This window comes from Fictibacillus tiangongensis (genome assembly GCF_048083785.1).
GTDB lineage: Bacteria > Bacillota > Bacilli > Bacillales > Fictibacillaceae > Fictibacillus.
Map to the genome: position 1 here is coordinate 3,734,854 of NZ_CP182294.1, position 23,655 is coordinate 3,758,508.

Annotated in this window: 22 protein-coding genes; 6 read left to right on the top strand and 16 right to left on the bottom strand. The window is 41.4% G+C overall.

The features are described from left to right. Nucleotides 1–8 precede the first annotated feature (8 nt). Genes ACNJYY_RS19620 through ACNJYY_RS19640 form a run of 5 tightly spaced genes read right to left on the bottom strand, consistent with a single transcriptional unit; the run spans nt 9 to nt 6,703 of the window. A complete protein-coding gene (locus ACNJYY_RS19620) occupies nt 9–1,277 on the bottom strand; it encodes a Zn-dependent alcohol dehydrogenase (RefSeq protein WP_416729783.1) in 1,269 nt (422 codons plus the stop codon). Then, a complete protein-coding gene (locus ACNJYY_RS19625) occupies nt 1,219–2,745 on the bottom strand; it encodes an aldehyde dehydrogenase family protein (RefSeq protein ID WP_416729784.1) in 1,527 nt (508 codons plus the stop codon). The genes ACNJYY_RS19620 and ACNJYY_RS19625 overlap by 59 nt, the downstream gene beginning before the upstream one ends. After that, nucleotides 2,729–4,069: a lyase family protein gene (locus ACNJYY_RS19630; RefSeq protein ID WP_416731915.1), complete on the bottom strand. Its 1,341-nt coding sequence runs from the start codon at nt 4,067–4,069 to the stop codon at nt 2,729–2,731. The genes ACNJYY_RS19625 and ACNJYY_RS19630 overlap by 17 nt, the downstream gene beginning before the upstream one ends. A gap of 26 nt (nt 4,070–4,095) precedes the next feature. Continuing rightward, nucleotides 4,096–5,607, bottom strand: a complete 1,512-nt coding sequence (gene aldA / locus ACNJYY_RS19635) for an aldehyde dehydrogenase (RefSeq protein WP_416729785.1) — start codon at nt 5,605–5,607, stop codon at nt 4,096–4,098. Next, nucleotides 5,552–6,703 carry a mandelate racemase/muconate lactonizing enzyme family protein gene (locus ACNJYY_RS19640; RefSeq protein WP_416729786.1) on the bottom strand — a complete coding sequence of 384 codons (1,152 nt, stop codon included), beginning with the start codon at nt 6,701–6,703 and terminating at the stop codon, nt 5,552–5,554. Before ACNJYY_RS19640 ends, aldA begins: the two co-directional genes overlap by 56 nt. A 175-nt stretch (nt 6,704–6,878) precedes the next feature. Here ACNJYY_RS19640 and ACNJYY_RS19645 point away from each other — a divergent pair, with 175 nt between their 5' ends. Continuing rightward, nucleotides 6,879–7,670, top strand: a complete 792-nt coding sequence (locus ACNJYY_RS19645) for a helix-turn-helix domain-containing protein (RefSeq protein WP_416729787.1) — start codon at nt 6,879–6,881, stop codon at nt 7,668–7,670. 213 nt (nt 7,671–7,883) lie between these two features. Here the strand turns inward: ACNJYY_RS19645 and ACNJYY_RS19650 are convergent, their stop codons facing one another. The 10 genes from ACNJYY_RS19650 to ACNJYY_RS19695 form a co-directional block, all read right to left on the bottom strand. Beyond that, nucleotides 7,884–8,561 (bottom strand): RraA family protein, encoded by a 678-nt coding sequence (locus tag ACNJYY_RS19650; RefSeq protein WP_416729788.1) that lies wholly within the window; start codon nt 8,559–8,561, stop codon nt 7,884–7,886. A gap of 159 nt (nt 8,562–8,720) precedes the next feature. After that, nucleotides 8,721–9,377 (bottom strand): bifunctional 4-hydroxy-2-oxoglutarate aldolase/2-dehydro-3-deoxy-phosphogluconate aldolase, encoded by a 657-nt coding sequence (locus ACNJYY_RS19655; protein ID WP_416729789.1) that lies wholly within the window; start codon nt 9,375–9,377, stop codon nt 8,721–8,723. A 12-nt stretch (nt 9,378–9,389) separates the two neighbouring features. Continuing rightward, the gene (locus tag ACNJYY_RS19660; protein WP_416729790.1) at nt 9,390–10,340 is read right to left on the bottom strand and encodes a sugar kinase; all 951 of its coding nucleotides are present in this window, start codon (nt 10,338–10,340) and stop codon (nt 9,390–9,392) included. Nucleotide 10,341: 1 nt separating this feature from the next. Further along, nucleotides 10,342–11,019: a GntR family transcriptional regulator gene (locus ACNJYY_RS19665; RefSeq protein WP_416729791.1), complete on the bottom strand. Its 678-nt coding sequence runs from the start codon at nt 11,017–11,019 to the stop codon at nt 10,342–10,344. Between the two features lie 69 nt (nt 11,020–11,088). Beyond that, a complete protein-coding gene (locus tag ACNJYY_RS19670) occupies nt 11,089–12,600 on the bottom strand; it encodes a tripartite tricarboxylate transporter permease (protein ID WP_416729792.1) in 1,512 nt (503 codons plus the stop codon). A gap of 21 nt (nt 12,601–12,621) precedes the next feature. Continuing rightward, nucleotides 12,622–13,074 carry a tripartite tricarboxylate transporter TctB family protein gene (locus tag ACNJYY_RS19675; protein ID WP_416729793.1) on the bottom strand — a complete coding sequence of 151 codons (453 nt, stop codon included), beginning with the start codon at nt 13,072–13,074 and terminating at the stop codon, nt 12,622–12,624. Between the two features lie 62 nt (nt 13,075–13,136). After that, nucleotides 13,137–14,129 (bottom strand): tripartite tricarboxylate transporter substrate binding protein, encoded by a 993-nt coding sequence (locus tag ACNJYY_RS19680; RefSeq protein ID WP_416729794.1) that lies wholly within the window; start codon nt 14,127–14,129, stop codon nt 13,137–13,139. 33 nt (nt 14,130–14,162) lie between these two features. Then, on the bottom strand, nt 14,163–14,642 hold the full coding sequence (locus ACNJYY_RS19685) for a 2,4'-dihydroxyacetophenone dioxygenase family protein (protein ID WP_416729795.1): 480 nt from the start codon (nt 14,640–14,642) through the stop codon (nt 14,163–14,165). Nucleotides 14,643–14,672: 30 nt separating this feature from the next. Then, a complete protein-coding gene (locus ACNJYY_RS19690; RefSeq protein ID WP_416729796.1) occupies nt 14,673–15,461 on the bottom strand; it encodes an SDR family NAD(P)-dependent oxidoreductase in 789 nt (262 codons plus the stop codon). Between the two features lie 328 nt (nt 15,462–15,789). Beyond that, the gene (locus ACNJYY_RS19695; RefSeq protein WP_416729797.1) at nt 15,790–16,410 is read right to left on the bottom strand and encodes a DUF6037 family protein; all 621 of its coding nucleotides are present in this window, start codon (nt 16,408–16,410) and stop codon (nt 15,790–15,792) included. A 661-nt stretch (nt 16,411–17,071) separates the two neighbouring features. On the opposite strand from ACNJYY_RS19695, the gene ACNJYY_RS19700 reads away from it, so the two are divergent. From ACNJYY_RS19700 to ACNJYY_RS19710, 3 genes are all read left to right on the top strand, one after another. Next, nucleotides 17,072–17,965, top strand: coding sequence for an LCP family protein (locus ACNJYY_RS19700; protein ID WP_416729798.1), 894 nt, complete (start codon nt 17,072–17,074; stop codon nt 17,963–17,965). Nucleotides 17,966–18,203: 238 nt separating this feature from the next. Beyond that, on the top strand, nt 18,204–18,506 hold the full coding sequence (locus ACNJYY_RS19705; protein ID WP_416729799.1) for a hypothetical protein: 303 nt from the start codon (nt 18,204–18,206) through the stop codon (nt 18,504–18,506). 169 nt (nt 18,507–18,675) lie between these two features. Beyond that, on the top strand, nt 18,676–20,364 hold the full coding sequence (locus tag ACNJYY_RS19710) for a bifunctional metallophosphatase/5'-nucleotidase (protein WP_416729800.1): 1,689 nt from the start codon (nt 18,676–18,678) through the stop codon (nt 20,362–20,364). A 94-nt stretch (nt 20,365–20,458) separates the two neighbouring features. On the opposite strand, the gene galU is transcribed toward ACNJYY_RS19710, so the two are convergent. After that, nucleotides 20,459–21,349 carry a UTP--glucose-1-phosphate uridylyltransferase GalU gene (gene galU, locus ACNJYY_RS19715; protein ID WP_416729801.1) on the bottom strand — a complete coding sequence of 297 codons (891 nt, stop codon included), beginning with the start codon at nt 21,347–21,349 and terminating at the stop codon, nt 20,459–20,461. 245 nt (nt 21,350–21,594) lie between these two features. On the opposite strand from galU, the gene ACNJYY_RS19720 reads away from it, so the two are divergent. Both ACNJYY_RS19720 and ACNJYY_RS19725 read left to right on the top strand, forming a co-directional pair. Further along, nucleotides 21,595–22,461, top strand: coding sequence for an SDR family oxidoreductase (locus tag ACNJYY_RS19720; protein WP_416729802.1), 867 nt, complete (start codon nt 21,595–21,597; stop codon nt 22,459–22,461). Nucleotides 22,462–22,638: 177 nt separating this feature from the next. Then, entirely contained in the window at nt 22,639–23,574 is a 936-nt protein-coding gene (locus tag ACNJYY_RS19725; RefSeq protein ID WP_416729803.1) for a hypothetical protein, read from the top strand. The last annotated feature ends 81 nt before the right edge of the window (nt 23,575–23,655 follow it).

Consider the following 23,655-nt stretch of genomic DNA (forward strand, 5'->3'; position numbering starts at 1 on the left):
TTTCACTTCTACAGAGACAACTTTGTCACTTCGATCTGTACTTCAACTTTATCTGCCGTTTCAATGGGTGCTGCCGGTGGAAATTCAATCACCGATCGCCCCACATTGATACAGTTGCAATCATGAAACGAGTCAAACGCTTTGTTGATATCATCAAGAGAGATACGATCAAGAACCAGCTCATCTAGTTTGAACTTTCCATCTAAATAGAGCTGCGCAATCGTCGGAAAATCACGATAAGGCTGTGTGTCACCGTAGAAGCTTCCCTTTAGTATTTTACCAACACGATGAAAGCCTCCTGCTGGAAGATTGAGGGCTGCAGCAGGATTGAAGGCGCCAACTACTACGACCGTTCCACCTTTTCGCGTTCCATTCCACGCACTTTCTGTCGCACGCGTATTGCCAGAACAGTCGATCGCAAAATGCACACCAAACCCGCCCGTTAAGTTCCGCAGAGCTTCAGATGCATCCCCTTCGGTCACGTTCACTGTATGCGTCGCACCAAATTGCTTTGCGATGTCAAGGTTGGCTGGCTTTACGTCACAGGCAATAATCTTGGAAGCACCTGCAATCTTAGCTCCTTGAATAGCGTTGACCCCAACACCACCAATTCCGAAAACAGCGACTGTCGAGCCAGGTGTTACTTTTGCTGCATTAACCGCTGCTCCGTAACCTGTCGCCACACCACAGCCTATTAAAGAAGCTTGTGGCAGTGGCATCTCATTCGGCAATTTTACACAAGACAACTCAGGCACTACCGCATACTCAGCGAAAGTAGATAAGAGAGAATTGTGATAGATCTTCTCACCGTTACGACTCAAGCGAGACGTTCCATCGAGTAATGTGCCATCAAACATCGGCCCAAAAGCGGATTCACATAAATGGACAGCTCCTGTTACACAAAACTCACACGTTCCACAATATGGCACCCAGCTGAGCGCCACCTTATCACCTGGCTTCACTTTATAGACGTTTGGCCCAACTGACACAACCGTTCCCGCTCCTTCGTGACCTAAAATGGTTGGAATTGGTGTCGTTGCATCATTCACTGCATTTAAATCGCTATGGCAAACACCCGTTGCCTCGATTTTGACAAGCACTTCATTGGCTTTTGGTTCCGCTAGGTCCACCTCTTGAATATTAAGAGGCATTCCAACACCTGTCATAACAGCCGCCTTCATTTTCATCGCTCGTTCCCTCATCTTCTCTATGAATTTTTTAAAAGGCAATCCAGATTGCTTTTGTTTTTGTATACGATTGTAGTGAATGTACAGCATATTCCTTGCCCCATCCGCTCTGCTTCCAACCGCCGAACGGACTTGCGAAGTCATAGCATCCGTACTTATTGATAAAGACCATACCTGCTTCTAGCCGTCGTGCTACTCGGTTTGCGCGAGATACATCACGCGTCCAAAGACCTGCGGCCAATCCGTAGATCGTATCGTTTGCGATCGACACCGCTTCTTCTTCTGTATCAAAAGGAATGATACAAAGAACGGGACCAAAGATTTCTTCTTGCGCGATCTTCATCTTGTTGTGGACATCCGCAAAAATCGTCGGACGAACAAAATAGCCGTTAGCGTTCTCACCCTCAACATCTCGCTCTCCACCAGCAACAAGACGCGCTCCTTCTTCTTTTCCACTTTCAATATAAGAAAGAATAGACTCCATATGTTCCTTCGTTACCTGTGCACCTTGATGCGTATCTGGATGGAACGGATCTCCGCACGTATAGCTGTTTGCGTACTCCGCGATTTTCTCAACCACTTTTTCATAAATGTCACGTTCGACTAACAAACGAGTCGGAGCCGAACACTTTTCTCCTTTATGTGTGAAGAGTCCATAAAACGAGCGTTCGATCGCTGCATCCAAGTCCGGTGCATCGCTGAATAAGATGTTCGGTGACTTTCCGCCTAGCTCAAGTGTGACTGGCTTTAAGTTAGAGTCTGCTGAATCATGAACAAGCTGCTTTCCGACACCTGTACTTCCAGTGAAGGACACTTTATCCACGTCCATGTGACGGCTCAGATGAGATCCGATCGACCCTTTTCCTAAAATCAAGTTCAGCACACCAGGAGGCAAGATGTTTGCTTCATGAATAATTTCAAACAGGCGAATCGCCGAATACGAGGTTGTGCTCGATGGTTTTAAGATGACCGTGTTCCCCATCGCAAGAGCTGGCGCCAGTTTCCAAGCTGCCATACAGATTGGGAAGTTGAACGGTACGATTTGAGCACAAACTCCGATCGGATCACGCGTTGTGTAGCTTAAGAAGTCACCATCAACTGGATTGTTCTCACCGTAATATTTATCCGTCCAGCCTGCATAATACTCGAAGATATCCGACGCTTCCTGCACATCATCTTGGTATGATTCGGTGTAGAGCTTACCGTTATCCAACGTTTCAAGTGTCGCAAGTTCAGCTTGATGTTCAGCGATCAACGCACTGATCTGACGTAAAATCTTAGCACGCTCTTTTCGGGAAACCGTTCGCCATGGCCCTTGGTCAAACGCATAACGCGCTCCTTCAACAGCTTGATCAATGTCTTCTTTTGTTGCACTCTGAAACGTGCCGTTTACTTTTCCGTTCGCAGGATTTGTAGAAGTGATAAGTTCTCCGCTTGTGGCATCCACCCACTGGCCATTAATGTAAAGTTTCTTCGTTTCTTGTAACCAGTTTTCTGTCCACTCTAACTTTGGCTGATGAATTCCTTTAAAACATACTTCTTCATTTACTTGTGTCATTACTCTCGCCTCCATTACTCATTAAATGTTTCACACCTTCTCTGCCATGTTCCTTTAGTAATGTGGAAACAGCAGCGTAGCCGTGTTGTTCTTTCAGATCGACGATGACAGGGATGAACGTGTTGGAGAGCGCTTCACATCTCTCACGGTTCGCGTCCAACCTCGCTATGCAATTTTTATGAAATGTAGTTATCGCACTCCTTAACATTGATAACGCTTCCAAAATGTTGATGCCCGCAGTCCCTTCAAACACATTAAGGTTCAGCTCACCATGCTCCAGTGTGGCTTGAACAGCTCTGTCACTTCCCAATACTTGAAAACAGCATTGAATCAACGTTTCCGGTACGACTGGATTCACTTTTCCAGGAAAAAAGGAGGAACCGGCTTGCACCGCTGGCAGCTGGAGCTCACCGAATCCAGCTTCAGGTCCTGATGACAATAACCTTAAATCTTTTGCTATCTTGATCAAACATGTTGCGAGTAGACGAAGTTCACTTGAAACTGCGGCTAGATCATCCATATTCTGCGCTGCATCGTACAAATTCTCTCGCAACCCTAACGGCATTTCTATCACTTCACACAGCTTATTTAAAACGACAGCACGGTACTCGGGAGATGCCCCGAGTCCTGAGCCAATGACCGTTCCACCTAGATTAATAAAATAAAGTTGGTCGATCCTTTTTTCTAAAGAAGTTAGTCTTCTACTCAACATGGAAACATAGCCGCTAAAAAAATCACTGAGCTCTGTTCTCATTCCATCTTGAAGACAAGTACGTGCAATCGTCGTTACATCTCTGAAGCTTTTAACCTTATTTTCTAGTTCTTCAATCAGTTGCGTTACCACTCGATGAAGGTTCTGAAAGTCATGAATGATCGCAATTCGAATGGCCGTATGACAAACATCCGATGTGGATTGTGATAAATTCACAGAATCAATCGGGTGAACAGGGTGATAACTGCCCCGCTTTACCCCCAGTTTTTCGTTTGCTAGATTCGCGATCACTTCATTGACGTTCATGTTCGTTCCGATGCCACCACCGCCGTGAAGAACATCAGTTAAGAAGTGTTCGAGATGATTACCCGCTAAAATAACGTCACAAGCAAGTGTAATAGCATCCACAATTTCTGAAGCAAGCAACCCTGTCTCACTATTGGCTAACGCTGCTACCTTCTTCACTCCAATAAGTGCTTTTACATAAGCAGGATATTGGTGTAGTGGCCGGTTCGAGAATGATAGATTCTGAATCGTCCTCACCGTTTGAATTCCGTATAAAGCATCCTTCGGCAGTTCAATTGAGCCAAAAGCGTCTTCTTCGATCCTCATCTCTCTCAAGATGACACCTTCTTTACTTAATACTTCATATAAACGGTTTTGATCTGAAGGAACTCCTCAAATCCGTGCTTGCCGTCATCTCCACCGACTCCAGACTGCTTCCATCCGCCGTGATAGCCTTGATACGCTTCACCTTGCTGGCGGTTCACGTATACTTCTCCGCATTCAAGCCGTGACGTCAGCTCCATCACATGTTTGTAGTTGTTCGTATAGATGTTAGATGTTAATCCATACTGTGAGTCGTTCGCCATATCAATTACTTCATCAAGCGATTCAAACGTAACAATCGGAAGAACAGGCCCAAACACTTCTTCATGTACGATGTTCATCCCTTGATGACAATGATCTAATAGTGTTGGCGGGTAAAAGCTATCACCGAGCTCCTCTGAAATCTTGCCGCCACACAGAATCTTAGCGCCTTCTGCGACAGCACCTTCAACGAGACTATGAACCCGCTTCGCATCATTCCTGCTAATAAGCGGACCCATCTCGATATCTGGTGTTTCCAGTCCGTCTCCAACTTTTACTTCTAGAAACTTTTCTAAAAGCATCTCCGTAAACTTCTTCTTCACACTGTTATGCACATACACGCGTTCCGTGTTGTTGCACACTTGCCCACTGTTTGCGAGTCGTCCGCCTTTGATCGCACTCGCTGCAAGCTCAAGATCTGCGTCTTCCATCACGATCGCTGGTGCTTTCCCGCCAAGTTCAAGTGATGTACGAATCATATTTGCCGCACACTTTTCTCCGATATGTCGGCCCACCTTCGTGCTTCCCGTGAACGTCACCATGTTCACTTTTGAAGAAGAGGTTAGTGTTTCACCGACTACATCATCAAGTCCGGTCACAACGTTCACAACACCTTTTGGAAACCCAGCTTCATCAAACAGTTCAGCTAGCTTTAGTGCGGAAACAGGTGACTTAATACTCGGCTTGATCACGACCGTGTTTCCTGCGATTAATGCGGGCACTACTTTACGCATCAACACGTAGATCGGGAAGTTCCAAGGAATGATAGTTACTACGACACCAAGCGGTTCTTTATACGTAAGAATCTTTTCGTTCGTACTATCGCTATCAACCACTGAGCCTTCAATCCTTCTCGCCCATTGTGCTTGGTACTCACCAAGATCCGCTCCGTAAAAGACTTCTGATTTTGCTGCATCAAACGGCTTACCCGTTTCTTGTGTGATCGCTCTTCCTATTTCCGCTAAGTTTTCTTCTTTTCTCATGAGCGTCAGCAGGTTACTCACATACTCTGCCCGCTTATAAGAAGGCGTCATTTTCCATTCCTTAAAAGCTATTTGTGCGCCCTCAATCGCTTCTTCTGTATCTTCTTTAGTTAGAGCAGGAACTTTTGCGACAAGTTCTCCTGTTGCCGGATAGTTCACTTCTAAAAAGTCTGAGCTCTCAACAAACTCACCTTTTATATACGCTTTATATGTTTGCACTTTGCGCTCACCTCTTATTTTCTTAGGTCGTCTGATACGTCTTGTTGCTCTCTCCAACGTAAAAATGATTGATTTCATATTTCTTTAACGCCTCTTCATCTAATACGATGCCAAGTCCTGGCATCTCAGGAGCTACGAGATATCCTTCAGAATCGATCATCAATTTTTCTTTTTGCACATAATCCCGTCGTTCGTTGCTCCAAGCTGGCGGATCATATGGGAACTCAAGATACGGACAGTTCGAAACCCCAACGGCTAGATGGAGATTGGCGAGCAATCCGATTCCGTTCGTCCACGTATGAGGACTGAACCATGCTCCGCTTCCTTGCACAAGGTCTGCGATCTTCTTCACTTTTGTAATCCCACCAGCTAATGCCACGTCTGGCTGATACACATCGAGTGACTGAACTTTATCCATCTCTCTAAAGTCATACCAATTACGGTTCATCTCACCACCCGCTATTCGGATATCAACTTTATCACGAAGCTTCGCCATCAATCCAAACTGATGAGACGGGAGTGGCTCTTCTAACCAGAAAACGTTCAGTTTCTCTAGTTCTTGCGCGACTTGAAGTGCCTTTTTAAAATCCCATGTTCGCTCCACATCCCATGGCATCTTCCAGCCTTGGTTGGCATCCACCATGATCTCAAGCTTATCACCAACTGCTTTACGTACCGCTTCTACTACCTTTATATCATCTTTCACATCTTTATGGTGAAAACGAATCTTCATTGCTTTAAAGCCTTGATCCACAAATCGCAGTGCTCGCTCTGCTCGTTCTTCTGGCGTGACGATTTCTCCTGTTGAAGCGTAAGCGAGAAGCTTATTCGTCTTACCACCTAAAAGTTTATAAACCGGCTGTCCCGTTGCTTTCCCCATCAGATCCCATAGGGCAAGGTCTAACGGCCAGCAGCGACCATAATGGAAGTCAATGTTTTCAATCACTTGAGCGTGACGTTCGATCGCAAAAGGATCTTGACCAATAAACAGATGTTCGTGTCCTTCGAATCCCATCATCAAGTCGCCTGAACCAACACCAGTAATACCTTCATCCGTGTGCACATAAACAACCGTTGTAGCAAATTTCTTTCGTGGTTCTGGATCCCATGCTGCTTTAAATGGAGGATCTAGTGGTAATAAATACTGTTTGATCTCAATTCCTGTTATCTTCATGAATTCATCAGCCCTTCTCTGTATAGTTTCGTGTGTCAAATATAATTAACCGCTTACATTTATGTGTTTTCTAAACATTCAAATTAATTTGTTTTTATGATACAAGAAACACTCCACTTTTTACATGCACTGAATTATCATGTATATATACTTTATTTCAGGTGAGATGGTGGACATGATGGCAGAGTTATGGCGGATACATGATATCGAAATACAGCAGCATTCCTACTGGAACCATATCGAAGAGTTCATCCTGTCTGAGGATACCTACCCTCATTACAGTGTTTTCTGTATCATGGATGGGACATTCGACTATAACGTGTTAGGAAAGAGTGGACAAGCAGAGTTTGGCGATATTATTCTTTGTCCACCGAATATTCCGTTGAAGCGTAGGGCTATCACACCGTTACAGTTTCACTTTTTTCAGTTTTCTTTCAAAGGATTGGATGAAGAACATATGCCTGTGGGGTTGTTGAAGTTGAAGGATGAAGTACGCTTGTCTACTTCGTATGAACGGTTGAAGAATATAGCATTTGACGAGAGTGTTCAAAGTAATAAGTGGAAAGCCCACCTGCTTAGTGACCTTTTTCAAACTTACAGTATGGATAATCATCTGGGGACATTAGAGGATGAACCTAAAATATATGACCACATCATTCATAAAGCATTAGATCATATCAACAAACACGCTTTTTCAAATATGACGATCAAGGCTCTATCACACGAATTGAACTTAAGTCCCGTACAATTCACGAGAAGATTCAAAGAGAGTTTAGGCGTGTTGCCCGTTGAGTATCTAACCTCGTTACGATTAAGAAAAGCACGCACACTTTTGTTAGAAACTGACTATACAATTGAAGATATTGCGGTGAGATGCGGATACAACAATGGATTTTATTTCAGCAGAATATTCTCGAAGAAAATGAAAATGAGCCCTTCACTGTTTCGGAGGACTCATAAGATTTAATTTTTATTCTGTAAACATCAGTAATAAGAGTTTAAATGATCTTATACTGTTTATCCCCAAGTGCTTTATAATAGGTAAAATATGAGATTAGGGGGTTGGTGTACGATGCAGTGAATAGGAGTTTTCGGAATGAATAACTTAAATCAATCCTAGACAGCAAATCACACAAAGTGTCTTTCCTGTCTAGTCTATTAAAAGTGTTAATTCTTCATATCATAACCGGCCAAACTGCGCTAACAGTTCGTCTGCTGTTTTTCCTTTTAATATCTCATTTCTTGCAGCCTCTTCAACCGCTGCCTGGTTTTTTGCTTTTATATAAACTTCTTCTAGATCGTCATGCGGAACGACAGTTACTCCGATTTCATCCCCTACAATTAGATCTCCAGGTTTTACAACTACTCCGCCACAAACGATTGTTGTGTTAAATTCAAATGGTTCTGTTCTTTGGGAGCCAGGGGAGTGTGTTGAACGGGGACTAACAGATTTAGAGATAACCGGAACGTCCAGCATTCTAGCTTCGTCTGTGTCACGCACGGATCCATCTACGATGATGCCTGCTACACCTGCAGCTTTACAAAGTCCGCACATTAATCCGCCGAGCACCGAGGTCTCCGTCTCTCCGAATGCATCTACCACTAACACATCACCTTCTTGAATATGGTTGAAAACCTCTAGGTAATCAATCAAGTCACCCGGCGTTAATTTCACGGTAAAAGCTGGTCCAATAATTTTTTTATTTACAGATCTTGGTTTCATATCGCTTCGCATGATCTGATTACGTTCCTGTGCATCCCCTACCACACAAGAAAGGCTTAATACTTGTTCCATGTCCTTAAACTTGTTAATAAGGACTTGGTTCACTTCTGGTCTTGGATGAATAACTTTTTTCATTACCAGCACTCCTTTTCCTTATTCCGTAAATGATTGAACAAACACCCGCTTCGAGTGAAAAAGCCGTAAATTCCAGCATAAGCTACTTTTGCTCGCGACCCGCTTTCAGGCATATCTCGGCTTTTTTTCTAAACGAATGTTCGTGGATTATAAAACACACTACGCACTCCAAACTCCTTGTTCTTTCGCTTTCCCGCATTCACTCATAAACGCTTGAGCTCGTTCTTTCACACTTGCTAAACTCTCTTGATCTATTTTTTGGGATGCGCCAACGAGTGAACTCCCTATACCAATGGCTACAGCACCAGCTTGTAAGAAATCAAATGCATTCTCAACGTTTATTCCGCCAGTCGGGATTAGTGGTATGTAAGGAAGCGGACCTTTCATGTCTTTTAAAAAGCCAGGTCCTAAAGCTGTAGCTGGGAATACCTTCACGAAATCAGCACCATTTTCATATGCCGTCAAAATTTCTGTTGGAGTATAAGCACCTGGAATACTAACAGCACCTAACTGTTTAGTCATTTCAATCGTCTGAAGATTTAACGATGGAGAAATAATGAAGCGCGCCCCTGCAGAAATAGCTGCCCGTGCAGAATCCTCATTCAAAACGGTCCCCGCTCCAATACAAATCTCTTTGCCGAACTCATTTTCAAGGAGGGCAATCGACTTCATTGAATCCGGATGGTTTAGCGTTACTTCGACTGCTTTTATTCCACCTTCATACAACGCTTGCACGATAGGCACTACTCGATCATTATCTATTCCTCGCAAGATAGCAATCACGCCGCATCTACGTAAAACATCTACCGTCTCCATGTATCTTTCCTCCTATCTTAAAACATCTTCCTGTTGTGACAGCAGTGAGAGTAAGCTTTGCTGATCAGGAAGTCCTTCTACATCCCCATTTGCCATCGTAACAGCAGCACCAACCACACATCCTTTGTATACAGCATCATAGATTGACTTTTGTTCAAGCAAACCAGAGAGAAATCCGGCAGCGAAACCATCTCCTGCTCCAACAGGGTCTACTACTTGCTTCACGTCATATGCTGGAACATATCCTTTATCTTTATCTGATAAATAATAAGCCCCCTCTTCTCCTAACTTTAATACCACAAGGGAGGAACCATTCTCTAAAAATCGGTTGGCCATTATTTCTTTTTCACATTCACCAAACAAGAATTCGCCTTCACTTAACCCTGGCAACACGATGTCCGCATAGGATGAGAGTTCGATCAGTAATCGTTTCGCTTCGTTTTCATCTTTCCAGAGCTTGCGTCTTAAGTTCGGATCGAATACGATCTTGACACCATTTTTCTTTGCGATCCTTATCGCTTCCCAAACGGTATCTCGGCATGACTCGCTTAGTGCAGGTGTTATCCCTGTAAGATGGAGATATTTAGCACTTGCGATGTATTCTTCGTTCAAGTCTTGAACAGACATTCTACTAGCAGCAGAATTTTGACGGTAATAATAGACTCGGATTTCTTCTGGCCGGAGCAATTCTTTGAAATAAATACCGGTAGGTGCCGAATCATCTTGAATGACTTGGCTAACATCCACTCCCTCTCCGCGGAGGAAGGAAATAATCTCCGTTCCAAATTCATCCTCACCTACTATGCTTCCCCAGCCAACCTTGTGGCCTAACCGTGAAAGACCGATTGCCACATTTGACTCAGCTCCTGCGATCCCCTTCTGAAAGGTATGAGCATGTCTTAAATAACCTGTCCTCATTGGGGAAAATACCATCATGGCTTCTCCGATCGTTACAACGTCCATATCAATCCTCCATTTTAGTATGTTGTAGAAAATCTTGTAGAATATCATGTTTTACTTCATCAATATGTGTTGCCATGATTTTTACGGCTTCATCAACTCTTCCGTCATGCATGGCTTTAATGAGTTTTCGGTGCATCTCATTTGCTTGTAATGGCCGGTCCACATTAATCGTCATAATGACCCCGAACCACTTTATCTGAACTTCCAGTGAGTTCATAATCGTGAGAAGGCGACTGTTGTCAGCATTCACGATCAACAGCTTGTGCAAATTCCGATCAGATTGAAAAAAAGTTTCCACGTTTCCTCTGTTAAGTTCTGCCTCGACTTCGTCTGTCTCATCTAGTAAACGCTTATACGTTTCCTTTGAAAGATGTTGAGCAGATAATTTAACAGCCAGGCATTCTAATGGTTTACGCACATCATAAATTTCCTCAATATCCTTTGGGCGAGGAACGCTTACGAAAGTTCCAGAACGCGGTTTCACTTCAATCAACTTATCATGCTGAAGTCGGTTGATGGCGTCACGCAGCGGTGTCCTGCTTACACCGAGTTCTGAGATCAGTTCTTCGTAATCAATCCTCGATCCTGGCTTTAATTCGTTATTTATAATTTTATCTCGTACGTACATATACACTCTTTCATGTAAGTTCAAATTATCAAAGAAAGGCTTGTTTTCCATGTTACATCCCTCAATATCTATGATTTACTCCTATTCTACTATCCAGTATACTTTTTTCCAAAGTTTGGACTATAATCGAACACTTTCATCCTTTGAATCTTTATTCGTCTGCCAGATTTTCTTAATAATAGGTGTCAGCAAGGTCAGCAAAGATAATAGTAGAAGAACGAGTGTGATCGGACGGGTATAAAAAATATCATAGTTTCCGTTTGAAAGTGTCAGTGCTCTCCTAAACTGGCTTTCTACCATGGGACCAAGGATAATAGCCAGTACAACTGGTGACGCCGGGAAGTCGAACTTCTGCATAAAGTAGCCAATGATACCCGCTATAAGCATAATCACAACATCAAAAAGATTATTGTTAATTGCATATGATCCAACAACACATAGCATGAGAATAACCGGTGTTAAGAAAGCTTTTGGAATCTCTACCACTTTGGCAAAGTAACGGGCTGCAAATAAACCAATAATAAGCATCGCAACATAACAGATTATCATCCCGCTGAACAAGGTATACACAAGATCGCCATTATCTTTAAATAACATCGGGCCGGGCTGAAGACCTTGAACCATAAGAGCTCCGAGCATGACTGCCGTAACAGAATCCCCAGGTATACCTAATGTTAATAATGGAACGAGCGCTCCCCCTGTACATGCATTTGCACCTGATTCACATGCAGCGACTGCCTCCAGACTGCCTTCTCCGTACTCTTCTTTATTTTTACTAAAACGTTTCGCTTCATTGTAAGAAACGAAAGCAGCAATATCAGCTCCTGCGCCTGGTATAATACCGATAAACGTTCCGAGTCCTGTCGAACGCAATATAGCAGGCCATATTTTCTTTACATCTGCTTTTGAAATCATGAAGCGCTGAATCTTTGTTTTCACTTTTTCCGTAATATTCATTTCTTCTAACGACTTAAAAGCTTCTGACGCTGCAAACAGTCCGATCATGACAGGTATGAATGGAATACCGTTCATAATATCTGTTATTCCGCCTGTAAATCGAGGGAATCCTTGAATCGGATCAAGTCCAACAGTTGCGACTAGAAGTCCTGCCGTGCCGGCTATTAACCCTTTAATTAAAGAAGTACCAGAAATACTTGCAATGATACTTATACCGAACAGGGCTAGAGCGAAGGATTCAGGTGCACTGAACTTCAAAGCAAAGTTTGCAAGAATTGGTGCCAGAAACATAAGGATGAGGATACTGACTGTTCCGCCTGTGAATGAAGATATTGTTGCGACCGTTAGTGCTTTGCCCGCCATCCCCTTTTTCGTTAAAGCATACCCATCAATCGCAGTGGCTGCTGCTGCGGGTGTGCCTGGCGTTCTTAACAATATGGCCGTGATCGAACCGCCGTAGATCCCGCCAAAATAAACCCCTGATAATAAAAGTAATCCTGCTACCGGTTCCATCCCAAATGTGATAGGAAGCAATAAAGCTACCCCCATTGTGGCAGTCAGACCCGGAAGAGCACCTACTATAATTCCTACTACAACTCCAAGAATCGCAAGCAGGAGTACGGTTGGCTGTGTGAAAATGTTTACAATTCCTTGTGAGAATAGATCAAGCATCATCCCCACCTCCATTCTGCTGCATTATGAAAAGAAGACTCCATTCGGGAGGGGTACCTGTAATAACATAGCGAAGCATAAGTAAATGACTCCCGTGATCAACAATGACCAGAAAACAACTTGTACGATCCTTCTGTAATTAAATGTCCACATCATAGCTGCAAGGAAAATAGGTGTAGCAGCCACATACCCAAGATAGATCAGCAATATAAAGTACATAAACGTAAGTGCCATCCCAAAGACGACTTTTTTCCATTCTGATTTCCCTGCAGTACGAGTTTTCACCGATTTATTTTTGATGGAAGTAAGAATTAGCAGTAACGATAAAAAGATTAATAATGAGGATAGAATGACCGGAAAGAAACTTGCTCCAACATCAGCTCCTTGAGCTCCGGGGAAGCTTCTGCTCGTATGAATGATTATCGCCCCTATTACAATAAGAGCGAGAGAAATCGAAATGTCTATTCGTTTAACCACTATTTTTCACCTCGATTAGAAACCAGGTCACATAGTTGAACTCCCATGTGACCCGATTACCTTTACTGTTTTAACTTCAGCTTATCGATCAATTCTTTAAATCGCTTTGAATCTTTCGTAATAGTATCAGCAAATCCTGTATCATCCTTATATTCAATACCAAGGTTCAGCTTATCGAGAACATCCTTGAAAGATTGTTCTTCAACCGTTTTACGAGAAGCCTCTTTCAGGACATCAACTACATCCTGTGGCGTATCTTTTGGAACGGCAATCCCTCTCCAAGTTCCGATCGAGAGGTCAATATCGTTTTCTTTTAACGTCGGAACATCTTTAAATGCCTCAAGGCGCTCATCCGACATCACCCCAAGCATTCGAAGTTTCCCAGCTGCTACTTGTGAGCTGACTTCTGCCGGACTTACTGTAACCGCTTCCAAATGGCCGCCCAATAAAGATGTTACTGCTGGTGCTGCACCTTCAAAAGGGATATGGCTGAACTTCACTCCAGTCTCCTCACCTAATGCGGCTGCGGAAAGGTGCCAGATCGAACCACTTCCTGCATTACCAATACGAACCTTCTCTGGATTTTCTTTTGCGTATTTTAGAAAATCATCGAGAGTTTTCCAAGGAGAGTCTGCGGCAACGGTAACAGCTGATGGATCAGCATTCAATTGTGCAACGGGCTTTAAGTCATCCGATTGAAAGGAAGCTAGTCCTAGATTCGGCAGAATAGCTAGTTCAACCGTTACGAGCGAAGCTTTATAGCCATCAGGTTTTGCATTAGCACCTTCAGCTAGACCAATCGCGCCTCCTCCTCCCGTTTTATTCACTACACCGATCGGTTTTGGCAAGTGTTTCTTTGCCGCATCTGCAAAGGCTCTTGCTACGGCATCCGTACCACCACCAGCTGAAAAAGGAACGATCAGTTCAATCTGTTTCTTAGGAAAATCTGATGCACCTTTAGACCCAGAACTTGCAGAGTCTGTTCCAGCGCTGCAACCGATTAAACCTACTGCCAAGACAGATGCCAATAATCCACCAACCCATTTTTTCTTCACAAGAATCCTCCTTTGATTAATTTATTCAACACTTTAAAACCTTAAGTTTTCAACCGGAATATTGTTTTCTTCGCAATAGTTGTAATAAAGGTTCATCTTACTGAATACATCATCTTGGTGAACGACCTGATCCTTATCATCTAAATATTGAATAATTCCTTCGAGTATGAAAAGAGTGATCATCTCTTCCTCTCCGTCGACCACAAGAGTGTGTATGTCTCCTGGCGGCTCATAGACAAATGTGCCTGGTTTTGCAACCCAGTCACGCTCCAAATAACGCCATGTTCCTTGGATCGTATAAGCCATTACTTTTCCGCCTGAGTGACGGTGTCTGTTCACTGCACCGCCCGGCTTAACTTTAAGAAGATTGATCCAGCTTCCCGTCGTTAGATCAAATCGAACGGGCTTAAACCAAACACGATCTGATTGCGGAATCCATGGAATACTCTCGATATCTATGGCCTGATCATCCAACTGGAACTGCTCGGTAAACTTATTTAAATCTGTAATCATGATATTTCCTCCTTAGATATGTTGTTTTACTTATACAAATTCAGGCTGTGTAACTGGTGGATAGAGGCAAGGATCTCCTGCAAGAAGTCCTCCATCAACAGGTAGAACGGCACCTGTTACAAAACTCGATCTTGGAGAAACCAAGAAATGTACAACTTCGGCTACCTCTTCTGGCTTGCCGAATCTTCTCTGTGGTGTGCGGGATAAAATCCTCTCTCTAAAGGTCGGATCTTGAGTCGCTCCAGCAGCTAATGGCGTTTCTATGTATCCCGGACTTACAGCATTCACGCGAATGTTGTGTTTAGCCCACTCGACCGCCAGGCATTTGGTTACTTGTACGATACCGCCTTTTGATGCAGCATATGATAGAAGATTGGTACTCCCATAGTGAGCCAGCATAGAAGCAAAGTTCACGATGGCACCGCTTTCATTTTCTGCCATGTAAGGCTGAACGGCCTGAGACATATAAACGCTTCCTTGAAGGTTGATTTGCAATATCGAATCTAGCTCATCAGCTGATACAGAAACAGCGGGTGAACGGCGGATGATTCCAGCACAGTTCACAAGTACACGAACGTTTCCTATTGTTTCTGAAATTTGATGTACGACTTTTTTTGTATCTTCTTGACTCGTTACATCTCCTTTAAAGAAAGCAACATTCTTTCCTTCTTTCATTAATGACCGAGTGACTTCTTCGCCTTTTTCTTCTGAAATATCAACAATTGCAACAGCCATTCCATGTTGAGCAAGTTCTCTAACAACTGCTAAACCTAATCCTGATGCACCACCGGTAACAATTGCCGCAACGGATCTTTCCATTCGTCCACCTCACATTTAGTTAACTGATATCTGATATATCAGATATCAGTGTTAACTTATTTTTACCTAGTTCCAATATAAAGTCAACTCTTTTTTGATTTTTCTGAATATAAAATTATTGGCTGGTAGTCCCTTTTAATAAATACCTGATGATTAAACGAAAAAACTCTGCTGAGCACCTCCCTCAGCAGAATTTTTAATTTCCCTCTTTTCTTATATACGTCTAACTATTGAGTACAAATCATCGCTTTGCTTCCTAATCCAAATGTAAATGACTGACGTGATAAGCAGCTATATTGGAAGGGGTCTCAACCGTTCCCTTGCTTCATTATCGCTTCAACCATTGCATATAAATTTCGTCCATTGTTTTTTCTAAGGTTTGGTCTTCGGAAAAACGAAAACTCAATGAATTATCGTCTATTTTTCCGTGTAATTCGGGTATTAGTAATGCTGCCTTTTGGTTATTTTCAGGGGTTCTTTGGGCTGGACTGCCATCTTTTTTATAACCGTTCCTTCTGATTCCAATGCAATATCTACCGGGATTAGGGTCTGTTCTATCCAAAGATGTTAAGACGGCTTCCTTCAAAACTGGATTATTATTAGCACTTATATGATCTGGAATAAATGTTGCAAAGTGGTCTGTAAACTGTTTTAGTATATTGCCAAGATTTTCACCGTACTCAATATCAAAAAACGCTCTAAATAATTTCAAATCAGAGATATGTATTTTGTATAGAGTTGCGTAGGTCGAATAGCTCTCCACCATTTTGGGCCTCTTGAGGAACTCCAGCCTGACGATAGCATACGGATCTTCCTTGCTTTTTGTATCTGGATACAACTTTACAAGTACAACAAAATCTTGTTGTTTATACGTAAATAGGAAAGCATCTACAGTCCAAGAATTGAACTTTAATTGATCTCTAATGACTTTTAGATTCTCTAACACCATAAACTATCAAATCCTTTTATAGAAAAATAATTGAAGAATATTTAAATGGTGTGCGTATATCGGTATTGTCCTAAGCCTCATTTTAATACTTTAGTATCTTTTTTCATTACATTTCTTAAATTAGGTCAGAGTTTCATAAGAAGTGCAACTCGCTCGTTAAACAGCAATATACTCCAATCTTATAAAATATTTAAATTACTGTAAATCGATATATAAGTTTGAATCTTGGAAGCACAGGGATGGTTCTCTCTTTGAGGAGTTCATCATAGGAGATACTTCCTTCACAAAATTTCTCTTCCATATCTTCTATGTAGGCTAGCTTAAAATTTAGAATTTCTATTTGGGAATTGTGGGGTCATATGAAAGGTAAAGACTTTTATATAGATTGGGGGTTTAATAGTTGAATATTATCAAAATATGGATGCCCTGGTGGCCGTTACACATACAATTCTGCATGTCAGTAATTAAACTAATTAATATTGTCACAACTTCAAAAATAAACGTTGCTCCATGTCGCGCTCCTTCCAGTTCTACCTTTAAATTTTCTAATACCTTGCAGTTTGAACTCTCAACTAATTTGATAGTTAAATTAGAATATTCAAAGTAAGCTAAGCCATGATATACTCCTTAATAGAATGAATCTAACAAGAAAGTAGCGAAGATGATGAAAAGAATATTCTTAACTATTGGGATAATAGTCGGAATTATTGCTTTAGGCTTAGGTGGATATGGCTATTATTTATATGATTCCGCGAAAAGTGCTGTAAATGATATGCAAGAAAAGGTTGAGATGGATAATCCTAAACCCGTTGTTCAAGGGAAAGATCTTAAGCCTATCTCTATCCTTCTATTAGGAGTAGATGAACGAAAAGGTGACAGTGGACGTTCTGATACGATGATTGTTGCGTCTGTTAATCCAAACACAGAAAAAATGTTTATGTTCAGTATTCCCCGCGATACACGAACAGAGATTATTGGTAAAGGTTATGATGATAAGATCAATCACGCTTATGCTTTCGGCGGAACTCAGATGGCATTAGACACCGTTGAGAATTTCTTAGATACTCCAATTGATTATTATGTAAAAGTAAATATGGAATCTTTCCGTGATATTGTAGATGCGGTTGGGGGAGTTGAAGTAAATAATCCGCGGGCGTTTGAATATGAAGGAAACTCATTTCCAGTAGGCGTGCAAGAACTAAACGGAAAAGAAGCTTTGTCTTATTCTCGTATGAGATATGAAGATCCTAAAGGTGACTTAGGTCGTAATGACCGCCAACGACAAGTGATTACATCCATTATTGATAAAGGTGCACGAGTATCTTCAATCACTAAGTTTGATAACATCCTCTCTATCTTAGGAGAAAATGTAAAAACAAACATGACTTTTGACGAAATGAAAAATATCCAGAAGAATTATAAGAATGCTAGAAACCAAATCGAGTCAACAGAGATTAAGAGTTCAGGAAAGAAAATCGACGGCGTGTATTACGGCATTGTCGATGATACTGAGCGCACGCGCATTCAAACACTATTGAAAGAAACCTTAGAATAATAGGTCATTAGAACCAACTCTTGCAAAGAGTTGGTTCTTTTCATATATTTTTACAGAATTATATTTTATATGGTCAAACCACTATTAATTATAAGATTCATGGCACTCTAATACTTTCTTACTAAAATAAGTATTTTTGGAACATTTCGACAAAACTCATCAATTTACACCCCTTACCAATTTTGTAGGCTTATGATACCATGATTAAAGTATGATTTACTAAAGGAGGTGTACTTCATTGTCTACCATTTCTGTACTTATGGTTGAGCCCTCTAAGCGTCCGTCCATAATTTCAATTGATAATGATTTAAAAGTATTTGAAAACATTGTGAATGGTCCGCTCGATATGCAGCCATTCTACCGCTCCCCTTTCAAGATGGTTTGTAATGTGGATAGCGGATACGAACTTACATATGGAAAGAAAAAACCACAAGACAGCTTTTTCATCGTAAAGCACGATGGTGAATTCCAAAGCCTGGATCGAGCAGAAGCTGAGGAAGTTCGCGATTATTTAAAAGATCGTATGAAAAAATGGAAGTAACAGAAAGCCTTGCAGACATGCAGGCTTTTTTATTTAACTACGTTTATATTTTACTTATAATTTAAAAGTTTCTTTACGTTTTTCGACTTTTTTCGACATTTCTGTCTCTTTTAATCTGCTATAGTAGATTTGTGAAAAGTTTGATAATTATTGAAAGGAACGTGATGATATGTCCGTTAAACAAACGTTTAAAAGATTACTAGTTAGTTCTCTAGCTGTTGGCTTGATCTCATCTCAATTAACAATGCCTGCTTCTGCCGATTCAAAACAGAACCATGGAAAAAAGCATCATCATAAAGACCGTACTTTTAACCTATCTCTTATGCATACAAATGATTCGCACGCACGATTAGATAATGTGGCAAAAAAAGTAACTGCTGTCAAAGATGTTCGTGCAGCTAAACCAAACGCTTTATTAGTAGATGCAGGTGATGTATTCTCTGGAACGCTCTACTTTAACGAGTTTAAAGGACAAGCCGACCTTGAGTTTATGAACTTAATGGACTATGATCTTATGACTTTTGGTAACCATGAGTTCGACCTTGGTTCAAGTCCTGAAGGTCACCAAGCACTAGCGGATTTTGTTAAGAACGCTGATTTTCCTTTCGTCAGTTCCAACGTAAACTTTTCAAAAGATCCATTACTAAAACCTTTATTTAAAAGATATGCCGTAAATGCAAAAGATGGCAACATCTACTCCTCCGTTCTTAAGAAAGTAAACGGAGAATATGTTGGTTTTATCGGACTAACAACAGCAGAAACAGCTGATATTTCAAGTCCTGAAAATGTTGTTTTTGAAAACTATATTAAGGAAGCATCAAAAGAAGTTAAGCTCCTTCAATTGCTTGGTGTAAATAAAATTGTTGCAATTACTCACCTTGGATATGATGATAATCCTGCATATGATAACGATCTAGAGCTTGCAAAACATGTTGATGGTATTGACGTAATCGTTGGTGGTCACAGTCATACCCAACTGAACGAACCTGTAGTCGTTTCAAAAGATGAAAAAGGAAAGACCAAGAATCCTACCGTTATCGTTCAAGCTTATCAATACAGTGATTTCTTAGGAACACTAGATGTTCAATTCGATAAAAAAGGTAAAGTTCTATCACAAGCAGGTCAGTTAATTAAGATCGCTGACAAAGCTGCTGATCCTGAAGCCGCTCAAATGCTTACAAAATATTCGAGTAAAGTTGCGGAAATTAAAAACACACCTACTGGCGGTGTTGCTGAAACAGAGTTAGCTGCTCCACGTACAAATGACGTTGGAATCAGTGTAAGAAATAGCGAAGTTCCGCTTGGAAATCTTATTACAGACGGTATGCTAGATAAAGCAAAAGACTATAATCCAAACGTTGTTATGGCGTTCCAAAATGGTGGAGGTATCCGTGCTACGATCGACAAAGGTGAGATCACGTATGGTGATGTGCTAACAACTTTACCATTCGGAAACACACTTGCAACAATGAAGTTAACTGGTACAGAAATTAAACAAGCGCTAGAACATAGTGTAAAAGATGCACCGAAAGAGCACGGTGGATTCCTTCACGTAGCTGGAATGAAGTTTTCTTATGACAGCACAAAACCTGCAGGAAGTCGCGTTGTTACGATGGACGTGAAGAATGCTGATGGTACTTTTACTGCGATCGATCTGAACAAAGAATATGTGATCGCGACGAACGCGTTCACTGCTAAAGGCGGAGATGGGTTCACAGTATTCAAAACAGCCTATCAGCAAGGTCGTGTAACGGACCTAGGAGCTTCTGACTGGGAGAACCTACGTGATTATGTAGCTGAGTTAGTAAATGTTAACCCTGTCGTTGAAGGCCGTATTGTGGATGTTGCTAAACAATAGTTTTCGGAGCTGGTTCAAAGATTTCTTTGAGCCAGTTTTTTGTTTATCTATCAAAAAACCGCTTTACAGCCATACAGGTGTAAAACGGTCATTCTTATTTGGATGGTACGTCCGCTTTTGCTTGTTTAACAATCTCGTTCAAATATTCTAACAAGTCGTATTTCAGGTCATCTCGTTGAAGAGCAAAGTCGATAGTAGTCTGAATAAAGCCCAACTTTTCACCAACATCATATCTTATACCTTCAAAATCAAACGCATACACGTCCTCTGATTGATTGAGAGATGCAATCGCATCTGTCAGTTGAATCTCACCGCCTGCTCCTGGTGTCTGATTTTCTAAGATTTCAAATATTTGTGGAGTTAGAATATAACGACCCATTATCGCCACATTGGATGGAGCATTTTGTTGACGTGGCTTTTCTACAAGATTAGTAACCGAGTAGAGTCGGTTATTTATTTGTTTGCCATCTATAATGCCATATCGTGACACTTGATGATCTGGTACATGCTGAACTCCAATGATGGACGATTTATGCTCATTATACTGTTGTATGAGCTGCCCTAAACAAGGCGTTTCTGACTGAACAATATCATCTCCAAGAAGGACGGCAAATGGTTCATTTCCAATAAATTTTCTCGCGCACCAGATCGCATGTCCTAATCCCTTAGGCTCCTTTTGACGTATATAATGGATGTCTGCCAATTTGGAAGGTTTCTGTACTTCTTCAAGCAGTCCAAGCTTCCCTTTTTGGTATAAATTTTGTTCTAGTTCATACGAAAAATCAAAATGATCTTCGATTGCTCGTTTTCCTTTACCCGTTACAATGATGATATCCTCTATACCAGAACGAACCGCTTCTTCTACAATATACTGAATGGTTGGCTTGTCTACGATTGGAAGCATTTCTTTTGGCATTGCTTTAGTTGCTGGTAAGAATCGTGTCCCTAACCCTGCTGCAGGAATGATTGCCTTCTTAACTTTCATGTGGTGAACTCCTTTTTATAGAATTTCACTTACATCCTGTATCTCTCTACATTATATCTTATCTTTTCGTTTCACTTTCCCTAATGTATGAACATTTACTTCTTTTTTAGAATCTTTTCATAATCCAAACATCACTTTTATTAAGCGAATCGAAAATTTTATACAGTGCGGATGTTTATTCAATTGTGAGATGGGAAAGGTAGTTTTAGAAGAAAAAATTTGTACATAAGGAGTGAAATACATTCATGTCTGATCAAAATCATCCAACAGGTCAACCCGCACAGCATCAAAACCACCAGCCCGGTGTAGAATCTGAAATGACACCTAAGCCGCAATCGGAAAGTCCGACGTATAAAGGTAGCGGAAAACTAAAAGGTAAATCTACACTGATAACAGGCGGAGACAGCGGAATAGGTAAAGCAGCCGCAATTGCTTTCGCGAAAGAAGGCGCAAACGTTGCGATCGTTTATCTCGAGGAATCTGGAGATGCCGAGGAAACGAAGACACAGATCGAGCAAGAAGGCGTGAAATGCTTGTTGATTCGCGGAGATATCGGAGACGAATCGTTCTGTGAGCAAGCCGTTCGAGATATTGTTGGTTCGTTCGGCGGATTGGACGTTTTAGTTAATAATGCAGCAGAACAGCACCCACAGCAAAACTTTGAGGATATTACTGCGAAACAGCTTGAGAAAACATTCCGCACCAATATATTTAGCATGTTCCATCTTACGAAAGCTGCACTTCCACATCTGAAGCAAGGAAGTTCGATTATCAATACAGCGTCGATTACGGCGTATCAGGGTCATCCGGAGTTAATTGATTATGCATCAACGAAAGGTGCGATCGTTTCGTTCACCCGCTCGCTGTCTAATAATTTGGTTAAGAAAGGGATCCGCGTGAACGGTATCGCACCAGGTCCGATCTGGACACCGCTCATTCCTTCTACTTTCACAGCAGATAAAGTAGAACAGTTCGGTAAAGACACACCGATGGGTCGACCAGGTCAGCCAGAAGAACTCGCACCTGCTTATGTGTATCTGGCAAGTGAAGATTCTTCCTATGTATCAGGGCAGATGATTCATATTAATGGTGGTAAGGTTGTGAATGGTTAATAACCAGATGGATTGCACTCAGATGATGAAGATCATCTGAGTTTTTTTCGTTTATGATTACTTCCTAATGAATTTCCAATATATAGTCAAAAGCCCCTTCTATAATTTGGAAAACATAGTATACTATATCTTGAAGTGTATACATACGTTAAAATCTATTCATTTGGAGGATTTACTTTGAAAACAAAACTTTTTTCAACTATACTCCTCTCCTTTATTTTACTTCTATCCGCTTGTAGTGAAAAAGAAACACTTAAACCAATAAAATCTGAAGCCGTTGATACAAAAGACACTAAAAAAACCGGAGAAGTAGATTCTAAACAAACAAAAGATGAACCCGAACAAGAAGACCAAGAAGCACCTGAAGAACAAGAAGAACAGGTTAAGCCAGAGACAGATGTCACACCTGATTCCACCTCTACACCCGTTGAATGGAACGGTCCATGGACCCGCGTCGGAAAATTTAACGGAGGTTCACTCAAGATTTCGAATGTCTCTGACAACTCATTTGCTTTTACACTGGACGTAGCTGACGGAGCGAACATCGGCATGATTGAAGGTAAAGCTAATATTGAAGCAGTTAAGGCTACTTATTCTGACAACACCGTAACTGGAGGAGAAAGCTGTGTCCTTACTTTCTCCAACAAAAGCGATAGAATCGTTATTACTCAAACAGCTTCTTGCCTCGGGTATGGAGGCAATGGTACGACCTTTGAAGGAGAGTTTGTCAAAGGTCATGTAGAACCTGAATCTAAAACATTATCCGATGTTCAAATAATATCTAAGAAAACGGATGACCAACTTCAAAAAATGACAGGTGATGACTATCGCGTTTTTGTAGATAATATGCAAATGTTTGGTGAAGGAATTAAAGATCAGGATGGTTGGGATGCCAGAGTAGTAAACGGTGGCGTACGTGGTCTTTATACCATCATGGAAGCCATTATCATCACAGATGAGAAGAACGGCTTTATATATGCTGCTGCTATAAAAGATGGAAAAGAAGTTATCTATTTTACGAACAATAAAAAGTATGCCTCTCAATTACCAAAAACCATTGAAGTGTGGCGAGAACAGTTTACTCAGTACCCTGTTCGTTATATGACAAAATAGTTTGATAACTGGTAGGAACTCAGATGATGAAGAGATCATCTGAGTTCCTCTTTATATTATGAGCTTCCATTTAGTTACTTT